1 protein-coding gene is annotated in these 2,776 nt (G+C 70.3%); it reads right to left on the bottom strand.

Going from position 1 to position 2,776, the window contains the following annotated elements:
* The coding region (locus ACFWF3_RS31200; protein ID WP_379317321.1) for a condensation domain-containing protein at positions 1-2,722 on the bottom strand (2,722 nt) is incomplete at its 3' end.
* Positions 2,723-2,776 lie beyond the last annotated feature (54 nt).

The following is a 2,776-nucleotide window of genomic DNA, read 5'->3' as shown; positions in this document are numbered from 1 at the left end:
GGGTACGTGCGGGCACCGGTGGTTCGCCGACCCGGAACACCAGGTCGGACCGTTCTGCCGCGTCGAGCACGTCGATCGCGCCGACCGTGATGGCTGCATCGGCGGCGACGGCCTCGAGGACTCGCTGCCAGCGCACGGCGATGCCGGCGACGGTGTCCTCGTCGAACAGTTCGGTGGCGTAGTTCAGTGCCAGTGCCATCCCGCCGTGGCCGGGTTCGCCCAGCTCGGAGAGGGTGAACTGCAGGTCGAAGCGGGCGACGCTCTCGTCGAGGTCGAGCGCCGACACTGCCAGGCCGGGCAGTTCGAGGGTGGTGCGGTCCAGGTTCTGGAAGGCCAGCATCACCTGGAACAGCGGGTTGCGCGACTGCGAGCGCTCGGGCGCGAGCAGTTCGACCAGGCGCTCGAAGGGCACGTCGGCGTTGCCGTAGGCGTCGAGGTCGGTCTTGCGGGCCTGCTCGAGCAGGTCGGTGAACGTCTCGGCCGGGCGCACGCCGGTGCGCAGCACCAGGGTGTTGACGAACATGCCGACCAGGTCGTCGAGGGCCTGCTCACCGCGACCCGCGATGGGGGTGCCGATGGCGACGTCGTCGGAGCCGGACAGGCGAGCCAGCAACACCGCGAGGGCGGTGTGCATGACCATGAACAGCGACGCGCCCTGGCGGCGGGCGATCTCGTCGAGCGCGGCGACGAGTTCGGGCGAGAGCTCGCGGTGCACGGTGGCGCCGCGCAGCGAGGCGATGGCCGGACGCGCGCGGTCGAACGGCAGGGTCAGTTCGTCGGGGACACCGGCGAGCTGGGACTGCCAGTAACCGACCTGGCGGGACATGAGCGAGTCGGCGTCGTCCTCGGTGCCGAGTACGGCGCGCTGCCAGATCGCGAAATCGGCGTACTGGACGGGCAACGGCGCCCAACCGGGGGCAGCGCCCTGGGCCCGGGCGGTGTACGCGCGCATCACATCGCGGGTCAGCGGCGCGATCGAGAAACCGTCGGCGGCGATGTGGTGCACGACCACGACCAAGACGTGTTCGGTGACCCCGCCATCGACGTGCTCGGCACCCGCAGCCTGCTCCGCGTCAGCGGTGCGACCCGTGTGGCCTGCGGCGGCGACCCGGAAGAGGCGGACGCGCATCGGAACCTGTTCGGCCACATCGAAACCGGTGGAGACGAACTCGGTGACGGTCTCGAACAGCTCGTCCTGAGCGATCGCGATCGGGCGCAGGTCCAGCGAAATGCGCTCCGCGGCGACGATCTGCTGGACCGGGGTGCCGCCGTGTTCGGGGTAGCGGGTGCGCAGCGACTCGTGCCTGCGGACCAGGTCGGCCAGCGCCAAAGACAGTGCCTCGGTGTCGAGTTCGCCGGTGAGGCGGATCGCGACGGGCAGGTTGTAGGCGGCCGAGGTGGTGTCGTACTTGTTGAGGAACCACATGCGCTGCTGCGCGAACGACAGCGGAACCAGTTCCCCTTCGGCCCGCTCACGGGCGACCAGCGCCGCGCGGGCGGTGCCGCCGGTGTGCGATTCCACCCGTGCCGCAAGGGCTTCCACGGTGGACGCTTCGAACAGCGCGCGCACCGGGACCGTCGCGCCGAGCGCCGCACCGATGCGGGCGACCACGCGGGTGGCGATGAGCGAGTTGCCACCGAGGTCGAAGAAGTCGTCGTCGACACCGACGCGATCCAAGCCGAGCACATCGGCGAAGACCGCGGCCACGGCTTCCTGCACCGGTGTGACCGGCGCGCGGAAGGCCCGCGCCTGCACCGCGGGAGCGGGCAGCGCGCGGCGGTCCAGCTTGCCGTTGACCGTCAGCGGGATCCACTCGAGGCGCACGAGCGCCGCCGGAACCATGTAGGCGGGCAGCTGTTCGGCCGCACCGCTGCGGATGGTCTCGAGGTCGGGTTCGAGGTCGCCCTCGGCGACCACGTAGGCGACGATCCGCTGGTCACCCGGCTGATCCTCACGCACGATGACCGCGGCCTGGGCGATGCCCGGCTGCGCGAGCACGGCGGCTTCGATCTCACCGAGCTCGATGCGGAAGCCGCGAACCTTTACCTGGTCGTCGGCGCGGCCGAGATATTCGAGTTCGCCGAAGCGGTTCCAGCGCGCGAGGTCGCCCGAGCGGTACAGGCGCGAGCCACCCTGGTTCGGGCCCGCGAGGGGATTGGCGACGAAGCGGGTGGCGGTCAGGTCGGGGCGACCGAGGTAGCCGCGCGCCAACTGCGGTCCGGCGACATACATTTCGCCCGCGACACCCACCGGCACCGGCCGCAACCGGTTGTCGAGGACGTACACACCCAGACCCGCGATCGCCCGGCCGACCACCGAACCGGCGGCGGCGGCAATGGTTTTCGCGTCGAGCGCCCGGAACGACACGTGCACCGTGGTCTCGGTGATGCCGTACATGTTGACCAGCGTCGGCGAGCTGTCACCGTGGCGCGCGACCCAATCCGACAGGCGGCGCAGCTCGAGGGCCTCGCCACCGAACACCACATAGCGCAGGGCCAGCGGCTCCAGGCCCGGTCCGGCGTTGCGGTCGGCTTCGGCCAGCTGGTAGAACGCCGACGGTGTCTGGTTGAGGACCGTCACCTGTTCCACGCGCAGCAGTTCCAGGAACTGTTCGGGCGAACGCGAGGTGTAGTAGTCGACGACGATCAGCGAGCCGCCGAACAGCAGCGGGCCCCACAGCTCCCACACCGAGAAGTCGAAGGCGTAGGAGTGGACACCCAAGTAGCACGGGGCCCGAGAAATCCCGGGTGAATCTGGCGGGACCACCCGCTAAGC

The sequence above is a fragment of the Nocardia sp. NPDC060220 genome, assembly GCF_042727815.1.
GTDB lineage: Bacteria > Actinomycetota > Actinomycetes > Mycobacteriales > Mycobacteriaceae > Nocardia.
Note: the sequence above shows the minus strand (reverse complement) of the source record. Positions and strands in the feature narration are given on the sequence as shown.